Genomic DNA, 21190 nt, shown 5'->3' on the forward strand with positions numbered 1-21190 from the left:
GATATATCGTACGATCACTACGTACGATACATCGGAGAACACGCATGCACTTTTTCCATCACGCCAGGCACCGTTTCCACGAACAGATGGCTGCCATGGCCATGGGCCGCGGCGGCCGCTTCGGCAGCGGCCCGTTCGGCTTCGACGACCGTGACGGTATGCGCGGCGGGCGCGGCGGCGGGCGTTTCGGCGGCGGCCGCATGTTCGGCACCGGCGACCTGCGCCTCCTGCTCCTGGCCCTGATCGAGGAACAGCCGCGCCACGGCTACGAACTCATCCGCACCATCGAAGAGATGTTCGACGGCCAGTACAGCCCCAGCCCAGGCGCCATCTACCCGACCCTGACCATGCTCGAAGAGCTGGGCTACGCCCGCGTGGAAGCCGAGACCGGCGGCAAGAAGCTCTACGCGATCACCGAAGCGGGCAGCAAATTCCTCCAGGACAACCGTGACACGCTCGAAGCCCTCACCGAACGCTTGCAGGTGATGTCCCGGCACATGCGCCGCATGGGTGTGCCAGACGCCATCCGCGAAGCCATGCACACGGTCAAGCACCAGCTCATGAACCACCACAAGAGCTGGGACGATGCCGAAACCAAGCGTGTCGCCGGCATCATCGCCGCCGCCGCGAAAGCCATCGCGGAGCGCAACGCATGAGTGCGACCGAACGGCACGCCATCCAGCGCGTGCGCCATGAACTGAAGATGCGCCTGCTCGAGGTGAAGCAGGTGACGCGGCTCACGCCGCACATGGTTCGCGTCACGCTTACCGGCGACGACCTCAAGGGTTTCGTCTCCGCTTCGCCGGACGACCACGTCAAGGTCTTCCTCCCCGTCGAAGATGGCGCGATCAACCATCCGACCATGGGCCCGGACGGCCCGGTCTACCCCGAAGGCGTCACCCCATCGCCGGCGCGCGATTACACCCCGCGCCGTTACGACGCCGCCACGAACGAACTCGATCTCGACTTCGTGCTGCACGGCGAAGGCCCGGCATCGACCTGGGCGGAATCGGTGAAGGTCGGCGACACGGTCGGCGTCGGCGGCCCGCGTGGATCCATGGTCATCCCCGACGACTACGACCACTACGTCCTGGTCGGCGACGAAACCGCCCTGCCCGCGATCGGTCGCTGGCTGGAGGAAATGCCCTCGACCGTCCCCGTGACCGTGTTTGCCGAGATCGCCTCACTCGCGGAGAAGCAGTCGCTTCGCCGTGATGTGCGATGGTTCGTTCGCGGTGAGTCGCCATCGATGGACGAGGCCCTCGCCGCACTGCCGATACCGCCCGGTGATACGTTCTGGTGGGTTGCCGTGGAGTCCACGCGTGCTCGCACGCTGCGTTCGCTGCTGGTCGAGAAGCGCGGCATAGACAAGGATTGGGTGAAAGCCACCGGGTATTGGCAGGCCAACTGAGCGCATGGCCGGCGGATCACGCCGGCTACACCTCGCTTAACCGCTGCCCTCCATAAACACATAACCTTGTCGGGCCAACGGTTACCTCTGTCACCGTTATGGGAGTGGAGGCGACACGATGCGGCGTGGAAGGAAGATAGTGGCGTGGGTGGTGGGCATCTTTGTCCTGCTGATTGTCGTGATCATTCTGTTTATCGCCCTGTTCGACTGGAACAGGCTGAAACCGACGATCAACGAGAAGGTTTCCGAGGCGATCGGCCGGCCCTTCGCCATCAACGGTGACCTTTCGGCCCACTGGTCGCGCGAGCCCGGCGAAGACGGGCTGGTCAGCCTTATCCCGTGGCCGCACTTCACCGCGCTCGATATCACGGTCGCCAATCCGGATTGGGCGAAGACGAAGCAGTTCGCGACGCTGCAGTCCCTGCAGTTCCGGCTTTCGCCGTTTCCGCTTATCTCGCACCGCATCGTCGTGCCGGAAATCCGCCTGGGTCAGCCGAATATCGACCTGGAACGTGTGAAGAACGGCGACAACACGTGGACGTTCAAGATGCCCGAGAGTACCGGGCCGTCCGAATGGCAGCTCGAGCTGGATGCGATCGCCTTCGACAAGGGCCACATCGACTTCAACGACGCGACCAACCAGATCGCGATGGGCATCGATGTGACGCCGCTGGGCAAGGGCATTCCGTTCGACGAGATCATGGCGCAGCAGGAAAAGGATTCGCGCGCGCAGGCGGCGAAGACCAACGGCGCCACCGCCAGGACGATGTCGAAGAACGGCGCGGGGGAAGCGGACCGCCAGGACGAGACCAAGAAGAAGCAGGTCTATCTGTTCGCCTGGGACGCCAAGGGCACGTACAAGAAGTCCACGGTCGAGGCCAAGGCCAGGACCGGCGGCGTGCTCGCCCTGCGCGACGCCAATCGTCCCTTCCCGGTTCAGGCCGACGCACGCTTCGGCGACACGCATATCGCCTTCGTCGGCACCCTGACCGACCCCCTGAACGTCGGTGCGCTCGACATCCGCCTGTGGTTCTCCGGCACGAGCATGTCGCACCTCTACGACCTCACCGGCGTGACCCTGCCGGATACGCCGCCGTTCGCGACGGAGGGCCATCTGAAGGCCAACCTCAAGAAGGGCGCGAGTGTCTTCACGTATGACAACTTCACCGGCAAGGTCGGCGGCAGCGACCTCGGAGGCAGCCTCACCTTTGATACCGGCGGCCAGCGGCCCAGCCTCACCGGCAAGCTGAAGTCGAACCAGCTGCTCTTCTCGGACCTTGCCCCGCTGATCGGCGGCGGCTCGAACGCGGAAAAGAGCGAGCGCGGCGATTCGGTAAAGCAGCCCGACGACAAGGTCATCCCCGTCGAGCCCTTCAAGACCGATCGCTGGAACGCGATGGATGCGGATGTCGAGTTTACCGGCGTCCATATCGTGCATGGCGATCGCCTGCCGGTGGACAACCTCTACACGCACCTGACCATGAAGGACGCGATGCTTGCCCTGGACCCGCTGAAGTTCGGCGTCGCCGGCGGTACGGTCGGCAGCAACATCCACGTCGATGGCTCGAAGACGCCGATGAAGGGCACGTTCAACATGGGCGCACGTCATCTGAAGCTGAAAGAGCTGTTCCCGAAGCTGGCTCCGGGCGATACGACCCTGGGCGAGCTCAACGGCGATGCCTCGCTGACCGCCGTGGGCAACTCTCCCGCCGCCCTGCTCGGCAGCTCCAACGGTGAGATCAAGTTGCTGATCAACGACGGCGCCGTCAGCAGTTCGCTGCTCGAGCTTGCCGGCCTCAACGTCGGCAGCTACGCGGTCAACAAACTGTTCGGCGACGAGACGGTGAAGATCAACTGCATGGCGGCCGACCTTGTCAGCACCAACGGCGACATGGATTCGAAGCTGTTCGCCTTCGATACCGAGAAAGCGTTGATCAACGTCACCGGCGACATCGACTTCAAGAGCGAGAAGCTCAACCTCGATATCGTGCCGCACACGAAGGGCTTCCGAATCTTCTCACTGCGCTCGCCGCTTTACGTGCACGGCACAATGAAGAACCCGTCGGTGGGCGTGCATTCGGGACCTCTGATCCTTCGCGGTGGCGGTGCCGTCGCGCTCGCCGTCTTTGCCGCCCCGGTCGCTGCCGTCGCCGCCCTCGCCGTTCCCGAAAGCGGCAAGGCCGACGCCACCCAGTGCAAGCCGCTGCTCGACGACCTCAAGAGCGCCCCGCCGAAGGCCCCGCCCCCGGGCAAGACCCAGGCCCAGGCGGACGCCCGCAAGAAATAGAACGCCACCTTCTCGGTAGGAGCCGATGCATCGGCTCCTACAACATCACACCTGCGGCCTCAACATGAGGTAGTCGTTGTATGCATCCACGTCGCGCGCCCGGATAACCAAAGCATCCAGGTCATCGCTCTCGGTGATGTACCGACCCGTCAGTTCGTCATACGACCCAGACAACAGCTTCACCAGCTGCGTGGCTGCCCTCTCCGGGGACGCCGCCTTGTCCGATGCCATCTGGGCGCGGCACCACGCCCCGATCTTTGCCTCAGCGGCGACGGAAGAGCCGTGTAACGCCGCGGCCGCGTTCGTCATTCCCAGAGGCAGCAACCCGGGATGGTACGCAAACACCTGCAACCCGAAGCGGCTGCATTCGAGGGCGAGATTTTCACTGAACCTGATCAGCGCGGCTTTCGACACCGAATACGCGGAGACTGTCGGCCAGCGATACGCGCCCGCGTGGCTGACCATGTTGACGATGCGACCGTGTCCGCGCCCGACCATCTTCGGGATAACGGCCTCGCTGACGACGGCCGTGCCTCCCACGTTGATCTGAATCGTGGACCACCAGTGCTTCCACCTGCATTCCCACGTGTTGCCGACGGGACCGACGATACCCGCGTTGTTGATCAACACATCGATCGGCCCGATCGTGCGCTCCACTCGTTCGACGACACGTCGTACGGCGCGCCGGTTCGTCACGTCGACGACGAAGGTGAAGACCCTTCCACCACACTCGCTGATCTCGCGGGCCGCGCTTTTGAGCTCCGTTCTCGACCGAGCGATCAGTACCACCGTGACACCTTCGGATGCCAGGCGAAGTGCAAACAGCCGACCCACGCCACGGCCGCCACCCGTAATGAAGGCCAACGATCCGGGCAACGTGGAATCCATGAGTATTGGCATCACTCGCTCCATGAGTTGGGTTAAATGCGATGGTGGACGTCAAAGCCGGTCAGGCGCCCGCACGCAACATTCGATAGTCTTTGGCCGCAACCGGATTTCCGACGCGCTCGACCAGAAGATCCAGATCGTCGTGCACGCTGATGTAGCGACCGGTCAGGCCGTCATAGGCGCCAGACAGCAACGAGACCAGTTGTCTGGCAGACGCTTCCGGGGAAGCCGCAGCGTCCGTGTTGAGCTGAGCGCGGAACCACGCTGCGACTCTCGCCTCGGCAAGCGTTGCCGAAGCGGGCACATTCATCGCTTCGGTTGCCAGCCCGATAGGCAGGAGTCCCGGGTGGTACGCGAACACGCTCACAGAGACATCCCGGCACTCCAAGGCCACGTTTTCGCTGAACTTGATGAGCGCCGCTTTTGACACCGAGTAGGCAGAGAGGGTAGGCCAGCGATACACCCCCGCTTCGCTGACGATGTTGACCACCGTCCCCCTGCGGCGCGCCGCCATCCTCGGAATCACTGCGTGACTAAAAGCGGCGGCGCCCCCAAGGTTCACCTGAATCGCCTGCCACCACTCCTCCCATTGGCACTCCCAGGCATTGGCGATGGGACCGCGGGTCCCTGCATTATTTATCAATACGTCGATCGGACCCTTCTCGTCCTCGACACGATCGATCAGATGCCGCACGGCGACAGCGTCGGTGACATCGACGGGGTAGCTCGAGGCCGATCCACCGTCTGCCTCGATGGCGCTGGCAACGTCATCGAGTTCGTCGGCGGATCGTGCTGCCAGCACCATTCTGGCGCCCTTGGACGCGAGATGCTCCGCGTACACGCGACCGATGCCGCGCCCTCCGCCAGTGATGAGCACTAACCTGTTACGCAAAGGATGATCCATCGGGTTTACCATCACTCACTCCATGAGCTTCGGGGGTGGCGCTTCACTGCCTCCGTTCTAGCCCCGAGGGGCATGCGTTAGGAATACGCCATCGGTTGTAGGCGCGACCGGAAACGGCAGATACGATCGCTACCGTGCGGGGGTCGTCCGAATATGGCCGTCTCCCGAACCCGACGCAGAGCTCGCCGATGAATCGGCTCCTACACAAGCACTGCGTTTTGCCGCAAGCTTGCGGGCATGCTGCCTTCCCGCAAAGCCCATCTTCAGATCCACTTCTGCGTCCTGCTCTGGGGCTTTACCGCCATCCTCGGCAAGGTGATCACGCTGGCGGCGTTGCCGCTGGTGTGGTGGCGCATGTTGCTGGTGTCGGCCACCCTGCTCTGTGTGCCGCGTGTGTGGCGCGGGCTTCGCGCCCTGTCGCCAGGACTGCTGCTCTCCTATGCAGGCATCGGTGTGATCGTCGCGCTGCACTGGCTCACGTTCTACGGCGCGATCAAGCTCGCCAATGCATCCGTCGCGGCGACCTGCATTGCCTTGTGCCCCGTGTTCCTCGCTATCGTCGAACCCCTGGTTGCCGGTCGCCGTTTCGATGCGCGCGAGTTGTTGATCGGCGCGGCGGTGGTCCCAGGCGTCGCACTGGTGGCCGGTGGCGTGCCGGGCGACATGCGGCTCGGCCTGGCGATCGGTGTCCTGTCCGCGCTGTTCGTCGCGTTTTTCAGCGCGTTCAACAAGCGGCTGATCGATCGCGCGGACGCGCTCACGGTGACCTGCGTCGAATTGGGTACCGGGACCCTCTTCCTGACCCTGCTCGCGCCGTTCATGGCGTCGCCGGCCTTCGTGCTGCCGAGCCTGCACGACAGCGCCTTGATCGTCGTACTCGCTTACGGATGCACCTTGCTGCCGTTCGCCATGGCCTTGGCCGCGCTGCGGCACCTCACGGCATTCGCCACACAGATGGTGACGAACCTGGAGCCGGTTTACGCGATCGTCCTGGCGATTCCCTTGCTCGGCGAGCAGCGGGAGCTGGGGTGGACGTTCTACCTGGGCGTAGCGGTGATCATCGGCGCGGTGTTCGCGCATCCGCTGTTACACCGGGGCGAGCCTGCCGATGCCTCGGATCTGGTCGCGCCTTAGCGGCGACCACCGCGCGACGAAACCGTGCGCTGGCGGCGAGCGCGCTCGGCTGCCGACCTTGCGGCGCCTTTCTTTCGCGCCGAGGAATTCTGGGATGACGAACGCTTCGCTCGCAGTAGCGGGCTGGATGTCTTCACGGGGTACTCCGGAAACAGGACCGGGAGGGTCCATGGTGAACCCTCCCGGTAAAAAACCCGCTAAGGCTTCGTCAGATGAGCTTGATTTCGCGCAGGCGCTCGAGCAGGTACTCGTGGGCCGTGATCGGCTCCGGGTAGCGCTTCGGGTTGTCTGGCGAGATGCAGGATGGCAGCACGTCGAGAACGACGTCCGGATTCGGGTGCAGGAAAAACGGCACGGAATACCGTGGCTTGCGAGCGTTCGCATTCTGCGGGTTGGTCACCCGGTGCGTCGTGGACGGGTAAACGTGGTTGGTCAGGCGCTGCAACATATCGCCGATATTGACCACGATGGCGTCGCCTTCGGTCGTGATGGGCAGCCAGTCGCCTTCGCGCGTGAGCACTTCCAGACCCTCGGCGCTGGCACCGACCAGCAGGGTGATGAAGTTGATGTCCTCGTGAGCGCCAGCGCGCACGTTGGGGACGTCATCCTGGACGATCGGCGGGTAATGGATCGGACGCAGGATGGAGTTGCCCGAATCGATCTTGTCGTCGAAGAAGTTCTCCGGCAGGTCGATATGCAGGGCAAGGGCGCGCAGCACGCGGGCACCGAGCTGGTCCAGCGCCTCGTAGATGCCATAGCCCTTCGCTTCGAAATCCGGCACTTCGCTCGGCCAGACGTTGGGCGGCATCACCTCGGCGAACTTGGAGTCGCGTGGGATCTCGCGACCGATGTGCCAGAACTCTTTCAGATCCGCGAACTTGCTGTCTTTTGCTGTCTCGACCTTGAAGGGCGTATAGCCACGCGCGCCACCACCACCGGGGATGTGGTACTTGCGCTTGGTCTCGTCCGGCAGGGCGAAGAAGCGCTTGAATGCGTCGTAGGCGCCGTCGACGGCCTCGGCAGGGATACCGTGGCCGCTGATACAGCAGAAGCCGAATTCACGATAAGCCGCGCCCAGCTCGGCCACGAAGGCCTCGCGGTCGGTGTCATAGCGGCGGATATCGAGGGTGGGAACCTTTTTCATGCGAAGTCCGGTGGAGGCGTCAGGCGGTCGCCTGAGCCGCCGATTTTACGGCGTCCGCCAGTCTCGCCGCCAGCCGGTCCACCTCGGCGGCGTCGGCCGCCTCGATCGTCACGCGGACCAGCGGCTCGGTGCCCGAGGCGCGCAGGACCACGCGGCCACGCCCTTCGAGCACCGCTTCCACCTCTTCCAGCACGCGCTTCACCGATTCGCTACCCAAGGCCGCCTTCGCACCCTCGACGCGCACGTTGAGCATGGTCTGCGGCAGCTTGACGAGGTCGGCACGGGCCTGGGCGAAGGTTTCGTTGTCGTCGGCCAAGGCTTCGAGCAGGGCCAGCGCCGCGACGATGCCATCGCCGGTGGTGAAGCGGTCCAGGCAGAGCACGTGGCCGGAGGTCTCGCCGCCGAGCACGCCGCCGTACTCCTTCAGCTGCTGGAGCACATAGCGATCGCCCACGTTGGCACGGATGAAGGGGATATCCATCTGCTTGAGAGCGCGCTGCAGGCCGTAGTTGCTCATGAGCGTGCCGACGACCGGGCCCGGCAGGCTGCCACGGCGCTTCCAGTGTCGGGCGATGACGTAGAGCATGTCGTCGCCGTCGGTCACGCTGCCGTCGCGATCGACGATACGCACGCGGTCGCCATCGCCATCGAAGGCGATGCCGAGATCCGCGCCGCGCTCGACGACGGCTTTGGCCAGGGCAGCCGGGTCCGTGGAACCGACGCCGTGGTTGATGTTGAGGCCGTTCGGCTCGGCGCCGATGGTCGAGACCTCCGCGCCCAGCTCACGGAACACTTTCGGCGCGACCTGGTAGGTGGCGCCGTGGGCGCAGTCGAGCACCACGCGCAGCCCATTGAGGGTGAACTCGTCGGCCACGGTGGATTTGCAGAATTCGGCGTAACGCGTCACGGCGTCGTCGATGCGGCTGGCCTTGCCCAGTGCCTCGGAGGCCACGGTGACGAAGTCGGCGTCCAGTTCGGCCTCGATCTCGGCCTCCAGGGCATCGTCGAGCTTCTCGCCCTGGGCGGAGAAGAACTTGATGCCGTTGTCCTGGTGCGGATTGTGCGAGGCACTGATCACGATGCCCGCGTCGGCTCGCAGCGAGCGCGTCAGGAAGGCGACCGCCGGGGTGGGCATCGGACCGAGCAGGCGGACGTCCGCGCCCGACGCGACCAGGCCCGCCTCCAGGGCCGACTCGAACATATAGCCGGAAACGCGGGTGTCCTTGCCGATCACCACGGTGACCTTGCGGCCATGGTCGCGTCGGTCCGGACCGGCCCCGACGCCACGCTGGTCGGCGGCGCGGCGGCGCGCCAGCACGGCGCCCAGGGCCCGGCCGAGGCGAAGAATGAAGTCCGCGCTGATCGGATAGGTGCCCACGTGGCCACGAATGCCGTCGGTGCCGAAGTATTTACGCTCGCTCATGCCAGTCATCCTGCCGTGGACGGAGAAGCATACTCCGACAGCACCTTTAATCAGATATTCCAAAGGCCTGTAGCACTTTCGTGGGACGGACCGAGGATGCGGGCCTGGGACGGACCGAGGATGCTGACTCCTGTGTAGGAGCCGATTCATCGGCGATCCCGCGGCAGCGGGCTCGTGTGTAGGAGCCGATTCATCGGCGATCCCGCGGCAGCGGGCCAGGTCACGGCCAGCACCCGATCGCCGATGAATCGGCTCCTACAGAAGGAGGGTTGCAGCCGCTTTTAGTCGTCGTCGGGCCAGCGGGGCATCGAGGGTTTGTCGTGGCGCGGGGCGGTGTCGCCGGCTTTCACGGCGGCCCAGACCGCCAGGGCGTCCACCGTGGCCGCCACATCGTGCACACGGACCAGGATGGCACCCCGCTGGGCGGCGATCAGGGCCGCGGCCACCGAGCCGTGCACGCGGGACGCGGGATCGTTGCGGCCCGTCATGGCACCGATCATCGACTTGCGGGACACACCCACGTAGGCGCCGGCCCCCAACTCGGCAAAACGGGCCGTGGCGCGCAACAGGGCGAGGTTGTGCTCGAGGTTCTTGCCGAATCCGAAGCCCGGGTCGACAAGCACGCGCTTGCGGTCGATGCCGGCCAACTCGCAGGAAAACAGGCGATCGGTGAGGAAGCGATGGACATCGCCGACCACGTCGTCGTAATCCGGCGCCTCCTGCATGCCACGCGGCTCGCCCTGCATGTGCACCAGGCACACGGGCACGCGCAGCTCGGCGGCGGTGTCCAGGGCGCCCTCGCGGCGCAGCGCGTAGACATCGTTGATCATGCCGGCGCCGGCGCCCACGGCAGCGCGCATCACTTCCGGCTTGGAGGTGTCGATGGACAACGGCACCGTGGTCGCCGCGGCGAGGCGCTCGATCAGCGGCAGCACGCGGCGAATCTCGTCCTCGGCGGGTACGTCGTCGGCACCGGGACGGGTGGACTCGCCACCGATGTCGAGCATATCGGCGCCCTCTTCGACCAGCCTCAGCGCGTGGGCGTAGGCGGCGTCGAGGTTGTCGTAGCGGCCGCCATCGGAGAACGAATCCGGCGTGACGTTGACGATGCCGACCACGCGCGGCCGGTCGAGGACCAGGGCGCGGCCATTGCAGTCCAATACAGTGGCGAAGGGGTCGTTCATGCGCTCAACCCTGTTGGGTGCCCGCCATCGGGCCCATGAAGCGGCGGTAATAGCGCAGCTCGTCGATCGAGTCGCGGATGTCCGACAGCGCCGTGTGCGCGGAGTCCTTCGCAAAGCCACGCGAGATCTCGGGCGACCAGCGGCGCGAGAGTTCCTTCAGCGTGGACACGTCGAGGTTGCGGTAGTGGAAGTAACGTTCCAGCTTTTGCATCTCGCGATGCAGGAAGCGGCGATCCTGGCAGATGGAGTTGCCGCACATGGGCGACTTGCCGGCCGGCACCCACTGCTTGAGGAAGGCGATGGTGGCTTCCTCGGCCTGCTCGGGCGTGGCGTCGGATTCGACCGCACGGCCCCACAGGCCCGAGCGCTGGTGCTGGTTACGGTTCCAGGTATCCATCTTCTGCAGGCGGGCGTCGCTGTGCGAGATGGCGAAGACCGGGCCTTCGGCCAGCACGTTCAGATCCTTATCCGTCACGATCGTGGCGATCTCCAGGATGGAGTCGTTGTCCGTGTCCAGACCCGTCATCTCCAGGTCGATCCAGATGAGGTTGTCTTCGTGTGCGGGCGTCATGGGTTCTCCTTGGAAGTACCGCGCAGTCTAGCCTATGCGATCATTCCCGGATGGCCGAACCGACCTTCTTCTGGCACGACTACGAAACCTTTGGCGCCGACCCCCGTCGGGACCGCCCCAGCCAGTTTGCCGGCATCCGCACCGACGCGAACCTGAACGTGGTCGGCGAGCCCCTGATGATCTACTGCAAGCCGCCGCGGGACATGCCGCCGCAGCCGGCCGCCTGCCTGATCACCGGCATCGCTCCCCAGCTGACCGAGCGTGAAGGCCTGCCGGAAGCGGAGTTCGCGGCGGCGATCCACGAGCAGCTGGCTACCCCGGGCACCTGCACGGTCGGCTACAACTCCCTGCGCTTCGACGACGAATTCACCCGCCACCTCCTGTATCGGAACTTCTACGATCCCTATGGGCGGGAGTGGGAGAACGGCAATTCGCGCTGGGACCTGATCGACCTGGTGCGCCTGTGTGAAGCGCTTCGTCCCGAGGGCATCGTCTGGCCGACACGGGAAGACGGCAGCCCCAGCTTCAAGCTGGAGCACCTGGCGACGGCCAACGCCCTGAAGCAGGACCGCGCGCACGACGCGCTGTCCGACGTCGAGGCCCTGATCGCCCTGGCCCGCCTGATCCGCCGGCACCAGCCGAAGCTGTGGGACTGGTACTTCGCCCTGCGCCGCAAGCAGCGCGTGTTCGAACTGCTCGACGTGGCGGCCATGACCCCGGTGGTGCACGTGTCTTCACGTTACCCGGCGAGTCGCCATTGCCTGACCGTGATTGCGCCGCTGGCGGCGCACCCGTCGCGCGCCGGCGAAGTGATCGTCTACGACCTGAGCGCCGATCCCTCCGACCTGCTGGCACTGGACGATGACGACGTGGCCGACCGCGTCTTCACCTCCCGTGCCGACCTGCCCGAAGGCGTGGAGCGCATCGCCCTGCGCACCGTGCGCGCGAACACGGCGCCGGCCCTGGCGCCGCTGTCCGTACTCAAGGGCGCCGACCACGGCCGCCTCGGGCTGGACATGGCCGCGGTGGAACGCCATCTCGAGATGCTGCGCAAGGCCGACGGCCTCGCCGAAAAGCTACGCCGCATCTACGGCCAGGCCGGCTCGCCGCCTGCGGCTGACGATCCCGAACTCGCCCTCTACGGTGGCTTCCTGCCGGATGCGGACCGCCGCCTTCTCGGCGAGGTGCGCGCGACGCCGCCGGACCAGCTGGCAACGCGTCCGTTCAACTTCCGCGACCCACGTTATCCGGAACTGCTGTTCCGCTATCGCGCACGCAACTGGCCGGAGACGCTGAACCCCGAAGAGCAGGCACGCTGGCAAGCCTTCCGTGTGGACCGGCTTACCCGGCACAGCACGTTGACCACGCTCACCCTCGACGATTACAACGCCGAACTCACCGCCCTGCGCGCCCTGCCCGGCTCGCCCCTCGCCCTGCTCGACGAGCTGGAAGCGTGGGGCCTCGAACTCGCCCTGAACTGACCCGACCCATGGCCAAGACGTATTTCACGCCCGCGACGTTTCGCTTCTTCAAATCGCTCATGCGCCACAACAACCGCGAGTGGTTCCACGAGCACAAGGACGACTACGAGCGCCATGTGCGCGAGCCCTTCCTGGCCTTGATCGGCGACCTCGACGCCCCGCTGAAGAAGATCAGCCCGCATTTCCGCGCCGACACACGCAAGGTGGGCGGCTCGCTGTACCGCATCCATCGCGACACACGTTTCGCCAGCGACAAGCAGCCGTACAAGGGCTGGCAGGGCTCGCGCTTCTTCCACGAGCGACGCCACGAGATCCAGGCGCCGGGTTTCTACCTGCACATCCAGCCCGGCGAGTGCTTCGCCGGCGGCGGCATGTGGCATCCGGAACCGCCGGTGCTGAAGAAGCTGCGGGACTTCCTGGCCGACAACCCGGATTCCTGGAAGCGCGCCACGCACACGAAGGCGTTTCGCGAGCGCTTCGAATTCTGGGGCGAGAGCTTGACGCGTCCACCGCGCGGGTTCGACCCGAACCACGAGTTGATCGAGGACCTGAAGCGAAAGAATTTCGCCGCCGGGCAGAATTTCGACGAAGACCTGGCGTGTTCTGCGGAGTTGCTGCCATTCGTCGTCGACGCCTTCAAACGGCTGGCGCCGATGGTCGATTACCTTTGTGCGGCCCAGGAGCTGGAGTTCTAGAAAGAGCCTGCTTCCGTGGAAATCCATTTCCACGGAAGCCGCTTTCTGTGGGAGCCGCTTCAGCGGCGATGGCTTCATGGTTGAAGGGCATCGCCGCTGAAGCGGCTCCCACACGGAACGATGGCTTCATGGCTCCCACACGGAACGATGGCTTCATGGTTCCCACACGGAACAAGTCACCGCCGCTTCACCGCTCGTACAACTCGATCGGCAAGTCGTCCGGATCGGCGAAGAACGTGAATCGCTTCGCGGTGAACTCATCCACACGGATCGGTTCGCACACGACGCCGCGCTGCGCCAGCGTCGCGACGACGGCCTCGACATCGCTCACCACAAACGCCAGGTGGCGCAACCCCTGCGCCTCCGGCCGTGACGGCCGCTGCGGCGGCGACGGGAAGGAAAACAGCTCCAACTGCACGCCGGGGCTCACCTCGAGATCGAGTTTCCAGGAATCGCGGGCTTCGCGGTAGGTTTCGTGGATGACCTTCAGGCCGAGGGTTTCGGTGTAGAAAGCCTTCGACCGCGGATAGTCGGCGCAGATGATCGCGACGTGGTGGATGGCTTCGAGCATGCGGCGTTCCATCATGCCTCGGCGAACGGAAACGCCAGCACCTCCGCAATCGCGTCCGTGTCCGCCAGCACCATCAGCAACCGCTCGATGCCCAGGGCCACCCCGGCACACGCAGGCATGTCCCCCAGCACCGCCAACAACCGCTCGTCCATCGGCACCTCGGCGTCACCACGGGCGCGACGCTTGGCGTTGTCACGCTCGAATCGTGCCCGCTGCTCGGTGGGATCGTTCAACTCGTGGTAGCCATTCGCCACCTCGTAGGGTCCTACGTATGCCTCGAACCGCTCGGCGACGGGCGGATGGCTCTGACGAATCCGCGCCAGCGCACACTGGCTCGCCGGAAACTCCGCGACAATCGTCACCCGATCGCGCGGGAATTCCGGCTGGATGCGATGCGTCAGCAACAGGTCGAGCCAGTCGTCCCGCTCCAGGCCCTCGCCGTTGATGTTGGCGTCCGCCAGCGGCTTCTTCAGCGCTTCGATCGGATCCAGCAGCGCGTCCACGCCCAGCGTGTCGTGGAACAACCCGCGGTACGTGGTCTCGACGATCTCGAACGCACGCCCGGCTTCGAGGAGGAGGCGCTCGAGCAGGTCGATCACCTCGCGCGCGAGGCGGTTATGGTCCCAACCGACGCGATACCACTCGAGCATGGTGAATTCGGGATTGTGCCGACCGCCGGCCTCGCCGTTGCGGAACACGCGCCCCAGCTCGTAGCAGTCACCCACACCGGCCGCGAGCAACCGTTTCAGCGGAAATTCCGGTGACGTGCGCAACCAGCGTTCACGCGCCCCCGCGTCGACATGACCGCTGAAGCTGGCATGGAAGCTCTGGATGTTCGGGTCGGTGTTGCCTGCGGCGGAGAGGATGGGCGTCTCGACTTCGAGCACACCCCGCTCGTCGAAGAACGAGCGAATCGCCGCATAGGTGCTCGCACGAAGGCGCAGGTGCTTCATATCCTTCATGGCGCCACACCGTGATCGGTCAGCAATGCCAGCAGGTCGGCTTCCGTATACACCGGCACGCCGAGTTCGTTGGCCTTGTCGAGCTTCGAACCGGCGGCCTCGCCGGCGAACACACCCGTGGTCTTCTTCGACACCGAACCGGCCACTTTCGCACCGAGCGACTCGAGCCGTTCGGTGGCATCGTCGCGCTTGAGCGTTTCCATCGTACCGGTGATCACGTAGGTCATGCCTTCGAGCGGCAACGCACTCGCAGCCCTTGCCGGCAGGGCCGCTGCCAGGGACCGCATGGCCTCGTCGGCACGACGCAGTTCGGCGACGCGTTCGGGGTCGGCCAGCGTGGCGGTGAGGTTCGAGGCGGCCGCCTGTGGCACACCGGCGACGATCCACTGGTGCTCGCCGGCCTTCACGAGCGCGTCGAGGCTGGCGTAGTTCCTGGCGAGGATGCTCGTGCTCTTCGGCCCGAGCTTCGCCACCTTCGCCGCATCGAGCAGCACGTCCAGACCCAGGCGTTCGCGCAGCTTCGGCGAAGGCGCACCCTCGTCGGCAAAGGTGATACCGGCGTCGAGCAAGGCATCGACCACCTTCTGGTTGCCCTCCTGCTCGAAAAACGCCGCGATGGACCTGGCCACCTCGTCGCCGATGTCCGGCAGCACGCGCAACACCGGTGCCGGCGTGTGCCGTACGTGTTCCAGCGAGCCAAGCCACGAGGCCAGCGTCTTCGCCGTGCTCTCGCCGATATGCATGATGCCCAGGCCGAAGAGGAAGCGGGGCAGCGTGGATCTCTTGCTGGCCTGGATCGCCTCGACCAGGTTCTCGGCCCACTTCGTGGCGACCTTGCCCTGCTTCACCGTTTCCGGCGTGGAGCCGTCGCGCTCGTCCGCCAGCGTCTTCATTTGCACGAAGCGCTCGACGGTGAGCGCGTAGAGATCGGCCGGCGTATGCACCATGTCGAATTCGACCAGCGCGTCGACGAAGCGATCGCCCAGGCCGTCGATGTCCATGGCGCGACGCGAGGCGAAGTGGATCAATGCCTCCTTGCGCTGTGCGGCACAGATGAGCCCACCGGAGCAACGATACGCCGCGGCGCCTTCTTCGCGCAGCAGTTCGGAACCGCATACTGGGCAGGCCGCCGGCATTTTCCAGGGCACGGTGTTCGCCGGGCGATGCTCTTCCACCACGCGGGCGACCTCCGGAATCACGTCGCCGGCGCGGCGCACGATCACGGTATCGCCAACGCGCACATCCAGGCGCGCGACCTGATCGGCGTTGTGCAGCGTGGCATTGGTGACCGTCACGCCGCCCACTTGCACGGGCGTGAGCCGCGCGACCGGCGTGGCCGCGCCGGTACGGCCGATCTGGATCTCGATCGCCTCCACCGTGGTCGTCTGCTCCTGTGCGGGATATTTGTGCGCGATGGCCCAGCGCGGCGCGCGCGAGACGAATCCCATTTCGCGCTGGCCGTCGTAATCGTCGAGCTTGTAGACCACGCCGTCGATGTCGTACGGCAGGCTGTCGCGCTTCGCACCGATCTTGCGGAAGTAGGCGAGCAGGCCGTCGAACCCCTTCGCCGTGGACACCTCGGGCGATACGGGAAAGCCCCAGTCGCGCAGCTTCGCCAGCGTCGCCGAATGCGTCGCCGGCAGTTCGCCGCCTTCGACACGACCCACCGCGTAGGCGAAGAAAGCGAGTGGCCGCTTCGCGGTGATCGCGGGATCGAGCTGACGCAGCGAACCGGCTGCGCCATTGCGCGGGTTGGCCAGCGGCTTCTCGCCCGCCGCACGGGCGCGCTCGTTGAAGGCCTCGAATGCGGCGCGCGGCATGATGACTTCGCCACGCACTTCGAGCATGCGCGGCCAACCTTCGCCGCGCAGGCGCAGCGGAATCGCCTTGACGGTGCGCAGGTTGGCGGTGACATCTTCGCCGACCGCGCCATCGCCGCGCGTCGCGCCCTGCACGAACACGCCGTCTTCGTAGCGAAGGCTGATGGCCAGGCCGTCGAGCTTGGGCTCGACCGAGAACACGGGGTCCTTGCGGTCCAGCGTCTGCTCGATACGGCGCTCGAAGTCGGCCACTTCGCGAAACGTTTCGCGATCGGTCTCGCCTTCCTGCTCGAAGGCGTTGCCCAGCGACAACATGGGCACCGCGTGCGTGACTTCGGCAAAGCCGCCCTGCGCGCGCGCACCAACGCGGCGGGTGGGCGAATCGGCGACGGCCAGCACCGGATACCGGGCTTCCAGGGCCTCCAACTCACGCATCAGGCGATCGTATTCGGCGTCGGCGAGGGTGGGATCGTCGAGCACGTGATAGCGATAATTGGCATCTTCGAGGCGGCGACGGAGGTCGGCGGCGCGCTCGACGGCATCGACCGGGGCGGAGGCTGGGGGCATGTGCGGGGTCCGTCAGGCGTCTGTTCGTCTATAATGTTACAGCCATGCCACCCCACGACGTCATCGAAATCATCCCGCCGACCGACGTCCACGCCCTCTCCACCGACCGCCCGGCGCTCGCGCCCGCGGAGCCCTCGAGCAGGGCCCGATACCGCGGCCTCATCTGGCTGGTTTCGGCCGCTTTTTTCATGCAGGCGCTGGATTCGACGATCGTGAACACCGCCGTGCCGGCCATCGCGGACGCGTTGGACGTGGGCCCGTTGAGCATGCGCACGGCGCTGACCAGCTACGTGTTGACCCTGGCCATCTTCATTCCGATGAGCCCCTGGCTCTGCGACCGGTTCGGCACACGGCGCGTTTTCGGCGGCGCCATCACCGTGTTCGCCCTGGGCTCCCTGCTCTGCGGTCTCGCACAGACGCTGCCCGAACTGGTCGCGTCGCGCATCGTCCAGGGACTCGGCGGCGCCGCGCTGATGCCCGTCGGCCGCTACGTGCTGGTGCGCAGCATCGACCGCCGTGAATTCGTCAGCGCCATGACCACGGTGGCCACCTTCGGCCTGCTCGGCTCGGTGTTCGGACCGCTCCTGGGCGGCGCGCTGGTGGAATTCACCAACTGGCGGCTGATCTTCCTGATCAACGTGCCGGTCGGCATCGTCGGTCTCGTGCTCAATCGCCGCGAGATGCCCGAGTACCGCCTGGAGCGGGCCAATCGCTTCGACACGACGGGCTTCCTCCTTTTCGCCGGCGCCTCGGCCCTGTTCCTGATGGCCGCGGAAACGGTGGGCTCTTCCGGGCACTGGCTGAGCGTCACCGGCTACGCGGTCGCCGCGCTGGGCCTGGGTTTGCTCTATGTCCGGCACAGCCGCCGCACCGAGCACCCGGTGAGCGATCTCTCGCTGCTGAAGGTGCGCAGCGTGTGGGTGTCGCTCGCCGGCAACCTGTTCACCCGGCTTGGCGTATCCGGCATGTACCTTCTGCTGGTCTTGTTCCTGCAGATCGGTTGCGGCTGGTCGCCCCTGCGCGCGGGCCTGATGATGGTCCCGCAGGCGATCGGCTCGATCACGGTCAAGCCGTTCATCCACCGGCTGCTGACGCACTTCGGCTATCGCCGCCTGTTGCTCGGCAATACGATCGCCGTCTCCATCGTGCTGTGCTCGTTCGCCCTGCTCACCACGGAAACGCCGATGTGGATCATTGCGAGCTTCGTCTACGTGTACGGCGCTTTCATGTCGCTGCAGTACACCTCGATGAACACCCTGGCCTACGTGGACCTCGACGTACGCCATGCATCCATGGCGTCATCCATGGCCTCGACCGCCCAGTACCTGTCGATGAGCTTCGGCATCGCCCTCGCGTCCCTGCTCATGGGTGGCTTCCTGGGCTCGCACAATGCGCAGGGTTATGTCTGGGCGTTCCGCTGGTCGGTGATCGTGCTGGGCATGGTCACCCTCGCCGCCAGCTGGATCTTCAGCCGCCTGCGCGAGACACGGGCTGGCAAAGTGGCCGACGTGACGGCATAAACGGTTACCCTCGGGACTACCGCACCCTCTTTGTCGGCTTCGATCAGGAACGATCCCATGCATGATTCCGCAGGCATCCTGCTAACCCTCTTCATCATCTTCGTCGCCGCGCAGATCGGCGGCGAGATCGCGCAACGCCTGCGTTTGCCGGCCGTGGTGGGCGAAATCGCCGCCGGCTGCGTCGTCGGTCCCTCGGCCCTGGGTTGGGTCACCCTGCCCGATATCGCTACCGGTACACCACTGGATGTGCTCGCCGAAATCGGCGTCATCCTGCTCCTTTTCTCAGTCGGACTGGAAACGCGACTCGACGACCTGAAGAAGGTCGGCGCCAGCGCGTTCATGGTCGGCGTCCTCGGCGTGGTGATTCCCTTCGTACTCGGCGCCGTCTGGGCGCATGGCTCCGGTTTCGACTGGATCCGCTCGATGTTCGTCGCCGCCGCCTTCGTCGCCACCTCGGCGGGCATCACCGCGCGCGTGCTGCAGGAGCTCGGCGTGCTGCAGCGACGCGAGGCGCGGATCATCCTCGGTGCCGCCGTGATCGACGACATCCTGGCCATGCTCCTGCTCGGTATCGTGTCCTCGTTGCAAGGCGGTGGCGCGGTGGACGTCGGCGGCCTCGTCGGCACCCTGGTGGGCGCCATCGGCTTCGTGGCCGTGATCGGCTGGGGCGGCACCCGCGTCATGCGTCGCGGCTCGGGGTGGCTGGACAAGCCCAGCAACCCCATGTCGCCGCTGGCGATCGTACTGGCCTTGTGCCTGGGCCTCGCCTTCCTCTCGATGAAGTTCCACCTGGCGGCCATCATCGGTGCCTTCCTCGCCGGCATGATCGCCTCGGAAACCAGCCAGCGGCATCAGCTGGAAGAACAGACCGCGCCCTTGCTGGCCTTTCTCACGCCGTTCTTCTTCGTCGTCACCGGCGCCAAGGTGAACCTCTCGGCGCTGGCCAGCGCCAGCGCGCTGGGCATGCTCGCCGTGGTCACGCTCATCGCCATCGTCTCCAAGCTGGCCGGTGGCTACCTCGGTTCGATGTCGCTGGGCCGCCGCGGCGCGCTGATCGTCGGCTTCGGCATGGTGCCGCGCGGCGAAGTGGGCGTCGTCATCGCGTCGCTCGGACTCGCGGCCGGCGTCTTCGACGAGACGATCTACGCGGTCATCGTGGCGATGTCCCTGCTCACCGCCATGGTCACGCCGCCGGTGCTCGCCCTGCTGCTCAAGGACCGCTCCGGGCCGCCTGGTACGCCGTGAGCGCGTCCTCACGGCTACGCTTGAGGTCGACCAGCGGCGGCGGATAGCCCGACGCTTTCAGGAAGGCCTCGTCTTCCCATGGCGCGTGGACGAGGCGCCCTTTCGCCTGCGCCAGTTCGGGAACCCAGCGGCGGATGTACGCGCCGTCCGGGTCGAACTTCTCCGACTGCGTCACCGGATTGAAGATGCGGAAGTACGGCGCGGCATCCGCGCCGCTGCCGGCGACCCATTGCCAGCCCATCGCGTTGTTGGCGAGGTCGGCATCGACCAGGGTGTCCCAGAAGTAGGTTTCGCCGAGCAGCCAATGCTGGAGAAGGTTCTTGGTCAGCAGGCTGGCGACCAGCATGCGCACGCGGTTGTGCATCCAGCCCGTAGCCCACAGCTCGCGCATGCCGGCGTCGACGATCGGAATGCCTGTCCTGCCTTGCTTCCAGCGCTTCAGCGCATGGGCGTCGCGTTTCTCCCAGCGGAAGGCGTCGAACTTCGGGTTGAAGTTCTCCTTCGGCGTTTTCGGGAAGTGGTAGAGAAGGTGGTGGCCGAACTCGCGCCAGCCGAGCTGCCTGAGATAAGGCTCGATGTCGGCGCCATTCGTCCGCTTTGTCACCTGCTCGCGTAAGCCTGCGGCGACCTGCTGAGGCGATATCTCGCCGAAGTGCAGGTGCGGCGACAGGCGCGAGGTGCCGTGTCGTGCAGGTATGTCGCGGCTTTCCACGTAATGCCCCACGGCATCGTCGGCAAACAGGCCGAGCATCTCCTGTGCGCCGCGCTCGCCTGGCGTCCATTCGGCGAAGCCACGCGCCCAGTCGAGCGTGGGCAGCAGGCCGAGGGCATCGAGGGCCGAGGTTTCCGGCAAGGCGACCAGAGAGAGATTCGCAGGCGCGTCCAGTGGACCGACCTCGTCGATGCGCGGGCGCAGATTTCGCCAGAACGGGGTGAACACCCGATACGGCTCGTCCTGCTGGGTGGCGATGTCCCAGGGCTCGCACCAAAGGGCGGCGTTGAACGATGCCACCTCGATGCCGTCGGCTTCCAGGGCGCGTCGTACCGCCTTGTCTCGGGCGATCGCCCTCGGCTCGTAGAGCCGGTTGAAGTAGACCGCGGTCGCACCGCTCGCCTTTATGGCAGCGCGCAAGGCGTCCAGGCTGGATCCATGCCGGATTTGCAGGCTGCCGTGGTGCACGCGCAAGGAAGCGTCCAGGGCGGCCAGCGAGTGGTGCAGCCACCAGCGACTCGCGGCGCCGGGCGCCCATTCGCCGTCCTCTTCAGGGGCGTGGACATACAGCGGGAGCACCTTTTCGTGGGCGGCCACAGCTGTGCTGAGAGCGGGATTGTCTGCAAGACGCAGATCGCGACGGAACCAGAGGATGGCGATACTCATCCGCC

Annotated in this window: 18 protein-coding genes; 8 read left to right on the forward strand and 10 right to left on the reverse strand. The window is 65.8% G+C overall.

The window, feature by feature from the left end; genetic code table 11:
• Positions 1 to 44 precede the first annotated feature (44 nt).
• From VM621_RS14980 to VM621_RS14990, 3 genes are all read left to right on the forward strand, one after another.
• The gene (locus tag VM621_RS14980; RefSeq protein WP_325469756.1) at positions 45 to 656 is read left to right on the forward strand and encodes a PadR family transcriptional regulator; all 612 of its coding nucleotides are present in this window, start codon (positions 45 to 47) and stop codon (positions 654 to 656) included.
• Positions 653 to 1411 (forward strand): siderophore-interacting protein, encoded by a 759-nt coding sequence (locus VM621_RS14985; protein WP_325469757.1) that lies wholly within the window; start codon positions 653 to 655, stop codon positions 1409 to 1411. Before VM621_RS14980 ends, VM621_RS14985 begins: the two co-directional genes overlap by 4 nt.
• Positions 1412 to 1529: 118 nt before the next feature.
• The gene (locus VM621_RS14990; protein WP_325469758.1) at positions 1530 to 3698 is read left to right on the forward strand and encodes an AsmA family protein; all 2169 of its coding nucleotides are present in this window, start codon (positions 1530 to 1532) and stop codon (positions 3696 to 3698) included.
• 45 nt (positions 3699 to 3743) lie between these two features.
• On the opposite strand, the gene VM621_RS14995 is transcribed toward VM621_RS14990, so the two are convergent.
• Complete coding sequence (locus tag VM621_RS14995; RefSeq protein ID WP_325469759.1) at positions 3744 to 4598, reverse strand: SDR family oxidoreductase; 855 nt, start codon at positions 4596 to 4598, stop codon at positions 3744 to 3746.
• Between the two features lie 49 nt (positions 4599 to 4647).
• Positions 4648 to 5502 (reverse strand): SDR family oxidoreductase, encoded by an 855-nt coding sequence (locus tag VM621_RS15000; RefSeq protein ID WP_325469760.1) that lies wholly within the window; start codon positions 5500 to 5502, stop codon positions 4648 to 4650.
• A gap of 225 nt (positions 5503 to 5727) precedes the next feature.
• Between VM621_RS15000 and VM621_RS15005 the strand changes: the two genes are divergently transcribed.
• On the forward strand, positions 5728 to 6624 hold the full coding sequence (locus VM621_RS15005) for a DMT family transporter (protein WP_325469761.1): 897 nt from the start codon (positions 5728 to 5730) through the stop codon (positions 6622 to 6624).
• Between the two features lie 208 nt (positions 6625 to 6832).
• Here VM621_RS15005 and VM621_RS15010 read toward each other — a convergent pair whose 3' ends face one another.
• From VM621_RS15010 to orn, 4 genes are all read right to left on the reverse strand, one after another.
• Complete coding sequence (locus VM621_RS15010) at positions 6833 to 7768, reverse strand: isopenicillin N synthase family dioxygenase (protein ID WP_325469762.1); 936 nt, start codon at positions 7766 to 7768, stop codon at positions 6833 to 6835.
• A 19-nt stretch (positions 7769 to 7787) separates the two neighbouring features.
• The gene (gene glmM / locus VM621_RS15015) at positions 7788 to 9191 is read right to left on the reverse strand and encodes a phosphoglucosamine mutase (RefSeq protein ID WP_325469763.1); all 1404 of its coding nucleotides are present in this window, start codon (positions 9189 to 9191) and stop codon (positions 7788 to 7790) included.
• A 281-nt stretch (positions 9192 to 9472) separates the two neighbouring features.
• Positions 9473 to 10375, reverse strand: a complete 903-nt coding sequence (gene folP, locus VM621_RS15020) for a dihydropteroate synthase (RefSeq protein ID WP_325469764.1) — start codon at positions 10373 to 10375, stop codon at positions 9473 to 9475.
• Between the two features lie 4 nt (positions 10376 to 10379).
• Positions 10380 to 10946 carry an oligoribonuclease gene (gene orn, locus VM621_RS15025; RefSeq protein ID WP_325469765.1) on the reverse strand — a complete coding sequence of 189 codons (567 nt, stop codon included), beginning with the start codon at positions 10944 to 10946 and terminating at the stop codon, positions 10380 to 10382.
• A 50-nt stretch (positions 10947 to 10996) separates the two neighbouring features.
• Between orn and sbcB the strand changes: the two genes are divergently transcribed.
• The gene (sbcB, locus tag VM621_RS15030) at positions 10997 to 12427 is read left to right on the forward strand and encodes an exodeoxyribonuclease I (RefSeq protein ID WP_325469766.1); all 1431 of its coding nucleotides are present in this window, start codon (positions 10997 to 10999) and stop codon (positions 12425 to 12427) included.
• A gap of 8 nt (positions 12428 to 12435) precedes the next feature.
• Positions 12436 to 13122 (forward strand): DUF2461 domain-containing protein, encoded by a 687-nt coding sequence (locus VM621_RS15035; protein WP_325469767.1) that lies wholly within the window; start codon positions 12436 to 12438, stop codon positions 13120 to 13122.
• 187 nt (positions 13123 to 13309) lie between these two features.
• Here VM621_RS15035 and VM621_RS15040 read toward each other — a convergent pair whose 3' ends face one another.
• Genes VM621_RS15040 through ligA form a run of 3 tightly spaced genes read right to left on the reverse strand, consistent with a single transcriptional unit; the run spans position 13310 to position 17042 of the window.
• Entirely contained in the window at positions 13310 to 13693 is a 384-nt protein-coding gene (locus tag VM621_RS15040) for a VOC family protein (protein WP_325469768.1), read from the reverse strand.
• Between the two features lie 11 nt (positions 13694 to 13704).
• Positions 13705 to 14655: an EF-P lysine aminoacylase EpmA gene (gene epmA, locus VM621_RS15045; protein ID WP_325469769.1), complete on the reverse strand. Its 951-nt coding sequence runs from the start codon at positions 14653 to 14655 to the stop codon at positions 13705 to 13707.
• Positions 14652 to 17042: an NAD-dependent DNA ligase LigA gene (ligA, locus tag VM621_RS15050; protein ID WP_325469770.1), complete on the reverse strand. Its 2391-nt coding sequence runs from the start codon at positions 17040 to 17042 to the stop codon at positions 14652 to 14654. The genes epmA and ligA overlap by 4 nt, the downstream gene beginning before the upstream one ends.
• A gap of 44 nt (positions 17043 to 17086) precedes the next feature.
• On the opposite strand from ligA, the gene VM621_RS15055 reads away from it, so the two are divergent.
• A complete protein-coding gene (locus VM621_RS15055) occupies positions 17087 to 18562 on the forward strand; it encodes an MFS transporter (RefSeq protein WP_325469771.1) in 1476 nt (491 codons plus the stop codon).
• A gap of 57 nt (positions 18563 to 18619) precedes the next feature.
• A complete protein-coding gene (locus VM621_RS15060) occupies positions 18620 to 19807 on the forward strand; it encodes a cation:proton antiporter (RefSeq protein ID WP_325469772.1) in 1188 nt (395 codons plus the stop codon).
• Here the strand turns inward: VM621_RS15060 and VM621_RS15065 are convergent.
• Positions 19773 to 21185: a deoxyribodipyrimidine photo-lyase gene (locus VM621_RS15065; RefSeq protein WP_325469773.1), complete on the reverse strand. Its 1413-nt coding sequence runs from the start codon at positions 21183 to 21185 to the stop codon at positions 19773 to 19775. The two genes, VM621_RS15060 and VM621_RS15065, sit on opposite strands and share 35 nt — an antisense overlap.
• Positions 21186 to 21190 lie beyond the last annotated feature (5 nt).

Origin of the sequence: Luteibacter sp. (assembly GCF_035539195.1) — a bacterium.
In the GTDB taxonomy this organism is placed as follows: domain Bacteria; phylum Pseudomonadota; class Gammaproteobacteria; order Xanthomonadales; family Rhodanobacteraceae; genus Luteibacter.

Excerpts from the sequence above, each read along its gene's own strand:
- VM621_RS14980 (WP_325469756.1), top strand. The coding sequence starts at position 45 with ATGCACTTTTTCCATCACGCCAGGCACCGTTTCCACGAACAGATGGCT.
- VM621_RS14985 (WP_325469757.1), top strand. The coding sequence starts at position 653 with ATGAGTGCGACCGAACGGCACGCCATCCAGCGCGTGCGCCATGAACTG.
- VM621_RS14990 (WP_325469758.1), top strand. The coding sequence starts at position 1,530 with ATGCGGCGTGGAAGGAAGATAGTGGCGTGGGTGGTGGGCATCTTTGTC.
- VM621_RS14995 (WP_325469759.1), bottom strand. The coding sequence starts at position 4,598 with ATGCCAATACTCATGGATTCCACGTTGCCCGGATCGTTGGCCTTCATT.
- VM621_RS15000 (WP_325469760.1), bottom strand. The coding sequence starts at position 5,502 with ATGGTAAACCCGATGGATCATCCTTTGCGTAACAGGTTAGTGCTCATC.
- VM621_RS15005 (WP_325469761.1), top strand. The coding sequence starts at position 5,728 with ATGCTGCCTTCCCGCAAAGCCCATCTTCAGATCCACTTCTGCGTCCTG.
- VM621_RS15010 (WP_325469762.1), bottom strand. The coding sequence starts at position 7,768 with ATGAAAAAGGTTCCCACCCTCGATATCCGCCGCTATGACACCGACCGC.
- glmM (WP_325469763.1), bottom strand. The coding sequence starts at position 9,191 with ATGAGCGAGCGTAAATACTTCGGCACCGACGGCATTCGTGGCCACGTG.
- folP (WP_325469764.1), bottom strand. The coding sequence starts at position 10,375 with ATGAACGACCCCTTCGCCACTGTATTGGACTGCAATGGCCGCGCCCTG.
- orn (WP_325469765.1), bottom strand. The coding sequence starts at position 10,946 with ATGACGCCCGCACACGAAGACAACCTCATCTGGATCGACCTGGAGATG.
- sbcB (WP_325469766.1), top strand. The coding sequence starts at position 10,997 with ATGGCCGAACCGACCTTCTTCTGGCACGACTACGAAACCTTTGGCGCC.
- VM621_RS15035 (WP_325469767.1), top strand. The coding sequence starts at position 12,436 with ATGGCCAAGACGTATTTCACGCCCGCGACGTTTCGCTTCTTCAAATCG.
- VM621_RS15040 (WP_325469768.1), bottom strand. The coding sequence starts at position 13,693 with ATGCTCGAAGCCATCCACCACGTCGCGATCATCTGCGCCGACTATCCG.
- epmA (WP_325469769.1), bottom strand. The coding sequence starts at position 14,655 with ATGAAGGATATGAAGCACCTGCGCCTTCGTGCGAGCACCTATGCGGCG.
- ligA (WP_325469770.1), bottom strand. The coding sequence starts at position 17,042 with ATGCCCCCAGCCTCCGCCCCGGTCGATGCCGTCGAGCGCGCCGCCGAC.
- VM621_RS15055 (WP_325469771.1), top strand. The coding sequence starts at position 17,087 with ATGCCACCCCACGACGTCATCGAAATCATCCCGCCGACCGACGTCCAC.
- VM621_RS15060 (WP_325469772.1), top strand. The coding sequence starts at position 18,620 with ATGCATGATTCCGCAGGCATCCTGCTAACCCTCTTCATCATCTTCGTC.
- VM621_RS15065 (WP_325469773.1), bottom strand. The coding sequence starts at position 21,185 with ATGAGTATCGCCATCCTCTGGTTCCGTCGCGATCTGCGTCTTGCAGAC.